Below are 4,805 nucleotides of genomic sequence, written 5' to 3' on the forward strand. Positions count from 1 at the left end.
GGGTGTGGCGGCGCCGTCGAAGTGGATGGGCTCCCACACGTCCTGGCTGCGATCGGCGAGTTTGGGGAATGCGGTGAACGTGGCGACGTAGCACTGGGTGGTGCGGCAATCCACGTCGCCGAAGGTGACGTCGACCGGCAGTTCGGTGGTGAATGCGCCGGCGTCGTCGACGCTGACCTTGACGGCTTCGCCGTAGGTCTGCGGGTACCCGGACGCGGGCTTCTCGATGGTCTGCGTGACGTAGATGTTCTCGCCGGGCGCGTAGCCGGCGCCGGTGATGGTGAGGACGGAATCATCGTCGAGCCCGTCTCGTGCGGAGAGGGTGAAGCGGGGGCCGTCGGAGGCATCGCGGTTGGCGGCGCCTCCGGGGAAGGGCAGCGCCGGGAAGCCGCCGGGCAGCGACGGCAGTGGAGATGCGAGGGACGTCGGCAGCCCCGGGGTGGCCCCGGCGGTCGGGGTCGGGAGCGGGCCGCCGCCGATCATGACGACGGCGCCGACGGCGATCGCGGCGAGCGGCAACCGGAGATGGCGTCGCCCGGCGGTGGGGCGGGCATCGGTTGCCGGGGAGCACGCGCGGTGGGGTGCGGGAACGGTCACGGATCCTCCGATTGTCATCCTCAAGTCAGGCTGAGGGTAGCCTATGCAAAAAAGGTATGGCAATCGCAATCGCTGGGCCGTTGTGGGGGCCGTTGTGGGGGCCGTTGTCAACCGGAATGAAAACGCCGACCACGCCCCTCGGTGGGGCGGGTCGGCGTCGTAAAGCAGGGCCGGAGACGCTCACGTGCGCGCGTGCGGCGTGCTAGGGCGTGCCGGAGGTAAGGGGTCGGCGGGAAGCTTAGAGCTCGCCGCGGGCGCGACGGGCCTTCTCCTCCTCGGCTTCCTTCTTCAGCTTCTCCTCGAGTTCCTCGAGTTCCTCGTGGAAGAGCTCCTTGCGGTCCTCGAGGGAGATGTTGCCGTCGAGCTCGGAGAAGTTCGCGCCGTAACGCTGGCCGAGGAACATGTCCACCGCCGCGCCGAGCTGCTTGGCGTCGTAGAAATTGAGCAGGAGAATCTGCTTCTCGTTTTCGTCGACGAGGCGCAGGCGGAGGTGGCCGTCGATGTCGGTGAGACGGGCGAAAACCTTCACGCCGTCGACGTCGGTGAACGCGGGCTTCCTGGAGGCGGGCATTGCGGGGTCCTTTCCGTGGATGCTTCCACTGTCGGCGGAAGTCCCGAAAACCCTCGTGCGACCGGGCCGGCCTTCAGGGGGGGGGCGTCGGTTCTTCCGGGCGCACCCGATGACCGAATGCACCATGTCCACCTTCGACCCTAACCATGGTCGGGGCACCTGCGCCCGGCGAGATTCGCCCCACCCCGGGCTAACGGTGATCGATGCCCCGTGACCTGCCGGAACGGCGTCCGCAAGGGGTGTTTTCGGGTGGTTGCGGCCCCCGTTCGGGTGGCGGGCCGGGAGGCGGGCCCGGTCGTCACGGTCGGCGGCGGGGTGGGAATCAACTCGCGGGGGTTTTTGTGGGCTTAGGCGGGTTTCGACCCCTTCAACGCGGCAGTCCCCGACCTATTGCCGAAGGCCGGGGGTTGTTTCGTGGTGCCCCAGGCAGGAATCGAACCTGCGACACCGGCTTTAGGAGAGCCGTGCTCTATCCACTGAGCTACTGGGGCGAGTCGGCGACGTGCGGGGCGCTGCGGCGCGTGCCGCGTCGCGACGCCACAACATTACCCCACGGTGCGCCCGGTCTACGATGGGGCCAGCCCGGCCGATGGTCCGCGTCGGGAAAGTCCGATGCAGCGAGGTCCAGGAAGTGCAAAAGCCCACGGTCACCGACGCCAACGACGCCCCGGCGGTGCTGGGCATCGACGTCATCGGCATCGGTGCGGGCAGTCCCGCGCACGTGACGGTGGAGGCCATCGAGGCGCTGCAGAACGTCGACGTGGTGTTCGCGTTGGACAAGGGAGAGGCGAAGGCGGATCTGCTCGATGCGCGCCGCGCCATCCTCGACGCCCATGCTCCGCACGTGGAGTTGGTGGTCGTGCCGGATCCGCCGCGGGATCGGGCGCCGGCGGATTATGCGGGCGTGGTGCGCGATTGGCACCGGGCGCGGGCCGAGTTGCTTTACGACGCCATGACGCGGTCGTTGGCGCCGTCCGAGGGCGGTGCGCGGCGCGGTGCGTTCCTGGTGTGGGGCGACCCGTCGTTGTACGACTCGACGTTGCGGATCCTCGATCACATCCGGGGGCTGGGGGCGGAGCTCGAGGTCCGCGTGATCCCCGGCATCACCGCGGTGCAGGCGCTGACGGCGGCGCACGCGACGACGCTGAATCGCATCGGGCGCCCGGTTCTGGTGACCACGGGGCGCCGTCTGGGCGAGCGGCCGGCGGGCACCGACGCGGTGGTCATGCTCGACGGGGCCGCGGCGTGGCTGGAGCATGCCGACGCCGACGAGGAGATCCTGTGGGGCGCCTACCTGGGCACCCCGATGGAGGTGCTGCGCCGCGGCCGGGTCGGGGAGATCGGCGGGGAGCTGGCGACGCTGAAGGCCGAGCTGCGCGCCGAGCACGGTTGGATCATGGACATTTACCTGTTGCGTCCGGCGGGCACGACCGACGCGGGGGAGTAGGGGCCCGGCCGTCAGTCCTCCACCCAGTCCAGGGTGCGTTCGACGGCTTTGCCCCACTCGGAGTAAAGGGCGTCGCGGCGGTCGGCTTCCATGTCGGGCACGAAGGTCCGGTCCTCGCGCCACATCGCCCGGATCTCGTCGGTCGATTCCCAGAAACCCACGGTCAGGCCGGCGGCGTAGGCGGCGCCGAGAGCCGTGGTTTCGGTGATCACCGGCCGCGTCACGGGCACTCCGAGGATGTCGGCCTGGAACTGCATGAGCAGGTTGTTGGGCACCATGCCGCCGTCGACGCGCAGGGTGGTCAGGCTGACGCCGGAGTCGCGGTTCATGGCCTCCACGACCTCGCGGGTCTGGTACGCGGTGGCCTCGAGGGCGGCGCGGGCGATGTGGCCCTTGTTGATGTACCGCGTCAACCCCGCGATGACGCCGCGCGCGTCCGGCCGCCAATGCGGCGCCAGCAGCCCGGAGAAGGCGGGCACGATGTAGCAGCCGCCGTTGTCGTCGACGGTTTCCGCGAGCTTTTCGACGGCCGGCGCATCGGGAATCAGGCCGAGATTGTCCCGGAGCCACTGGATGAGTGAACCGGTCACGGCGATCGACCCTTCGAGCGCGTAGACGGGCAGGTCGTCGCCGATGCGGTAGGCGACCGTCGTGATCAACCCGTGGTCCGAGCGCTGGGCCACCGTGCCGGTGTTGAGCAGCAGGAAATTGCCGGTGCCGTAGGTGTTCTTCGCCTCGCCCGGCTCCAGGCACGCCTGCCCGAACGTGGCGGCCTGCTGGTCGCCGAGGATGCCGCCGATGGCCACGTTGTGCAGCGGGCCCTGCCAACGCACCACGCCGAGGTACTGCGACGAACTGACGATCGTGGGCAGCATCGACATCGGGATGCCCAGGGCCTCGCACAGCGCCTGGTCCCACTCGAGGGTCTCCAGGTTCATCAACATGGTGCGCGACGCGTTGGTGACGTCGGTGACGTGCAGGGCCTTGCCGTTTTTGCGGGTGAGGTTCCACGTCAGCCACGTGTCCACCGTGCCGAAGATCAACTCGCCGCGCTCCGCCCGCTCTCGGGCGCCGTCGACGTTGTCCAGGATCCACGCGATCTTCGGACCCGAGAAATACGTCGACACCGGCAACCCGGTCACGCGGCGGACGCGATCCTCGCCGACGTCGTCGCGAAGCCTCGCGCAAATGTCGTCCGTGCGCGTGTCCTGCCACACGATCGCGTTGTACACCGGCTCACCGGTGTCGCGATCCCACACGATCGTCGTCTCGCGCTGATTGGTGATGCCCAGTGCGGCGACGTCGGCCGCCGACCACTCCTCCTCCGCCATCACGTCGGCGATGACGCGGCGGGTGTTGCGCCACAACTCCACCGCGTCATGCTCGACCCAGCCGGGCCTGGGCATGATCTGGCGGTGCTCCATCTGGCTCGTGCCGCGGCGGCGCCCGTCACGGTCGAACAGGATGCAGCGCGTCGACGTCGTGCCCTGGTCGATCGCGGCGACGACCGCGCCGCCGCCGGGATTGCGGAAGGCGCGGGCCTGGGCGTCGAAAAGCGTGGTGAACTGGCCGGGAATTCTCACTGGTCGTCCCCGCTACCGCTCGTCGACGGGGCGGGTCTGGCCCTGGTGGCCGGGGAACGGGCGCGGCGCCAGCGGCGTGCGGCCCAGGTACCCCTCGATCCACCGGCCCACGACCTGCTTCGCCGCATCGGCGGCATCGGAGACCGTGACCGGCGCGAGCGTCGGATCGTCGACCTCCACGACCCGGTCCGGATCACCGGCTACGTGGATGACCACCTCGGCACCGTCGTCGCCCACCAGGGTCACCGCGACTTCGGCCAGCAAATCGATGTTCGTCTGCTCGGCGACCGCCCACCGGTACACGCGGTCGGCGGCCCAATCCGCCGCCGCATCCTCGAAATACTCCGGGTACACCGCGCGGCCGTGGGCGAGGGCCAACGCGGGGGCGTCGTCGACGCGGCCATCCTGGCGCAACGGCCGGAGATGGAAACGACCGGCATTGAGTTCCATGGGTTCCATGGGGGCACTCCTCTCATGCGGCGGGCATCGGCGCACATGGGCCGCACCGCGTCTCGAACCGCCCGGGACGGCGGCGTCACTTGACCTCCAGGGTAGTGGAAGCGTGACACGCGAAAACGGCGATCCCCGCCGCACCGGACGGTGCGGC

At 69.6% G+C, this 4,805-nt stretch carries 5 protein-coding genes and 1 tRNA gene; 1 reads left to right on the forward strand and 5 read right to left on the reverse strand.

The features are described from left to right. The 3 genes from HMPREF3121_RS12460 to HMPREF3121_RS09370 form a co-directional block, all read right to left on the reverse strand. A partial coding sequence (locus HMPREF3121_RS12460; protein WP_246816124.1) for a neocarzinostatin apoprotein domain-containing protein occupies positions 1–597 on the reverse strand: 597 nt, incomplete at its 3' end. A gap of 238 nt (positions 598–835) precedes the next feature. Further along, positions 836–1,168, reverse strand: coding sequence for a hypothetical protein (locus HMPREF3121_RS09365; RefSeq protein ID WP_070522675.1), 333 nt, complete (start codon positions 1,166–1,168; stop codon positions 836–838). 415 nt (positions 1,169–1,583) lie between these two features. After that, positions 1,584–1,659, reverse strand: a tRNA-Arg gene (locus HMPREF3121_RS09370). A gap of 140 nt (positions 1,660–1,799) precedes the next feature. Between HMPREF3121_RS09370 and cobF the strand changes: the two genes are divergently transcribed. Further along, entirely contained in the window at positions 1,800–2,615 is an 816-nt protein-coding gene (gene cobF, locus HMPREF3121_RS09375) for a precorrin-6A synthase (deacetylating) (RefSeq protein ID WP_070522698.1), read from the forward strand. An 11-nt stretch (positions 2,616–2,626) separates the two neighbouring features. Here cobF and glpK read toward each other — a convergent pair whose 3' ends face one another. Continuing rightward, a complete protein-coding gene (gene glpK / locus HMPREF3121_RS09380; protein ID WP_070522700.1) occupies positions 2,627–4,111 on the reverse strand; it encodes a glycerol kinase GlpK in 1,485 nt (494 codons plus the stop codon). Between the two features lie 99 nt (positions 4,112–4,210). After that, positions 4,211–4,657, reverse strand: a complete 447-nt coding sequence (locus tag HMPREF3121_RS09385; protein WP_070522678.1) for a hypothetical protein — start codon at positions 4,655–4,657, stop codon at positions 4,211–4,213. Between the last annotated feature and the right edge of the window lie 148 nt (positions 4,658–4,805).

This window comes from Corynebacterium sp. HMSC11E11 (assembly GCF_001807025.1).
Lineage (GTDB): Bacteria > Actinomycetota > Actinomycetes > Mycobacteriales > Mycobacteriaceae > Corynebacterium > Corynebacterium freneyi.

What these genes read in the sequence shown, in the direction of transcription:
- HMPREF3121_RS09365 (WP_070522675.1), bottom strand. Translation starts at nt 1,168, where the DNA reads ATGCCCGCCTCCAGGAAGCCCGCGTTCACCGACGTCGACGGCGTGAAG.
- HMPREF3121_RS09385 (WP_070522678.1), bottom strand. Translation starts at nt 4,657, where the DNA reads ATGGAACCCATGGAACTCAATGCCGGTCGTTTCCATCTCCGGCCGTTG.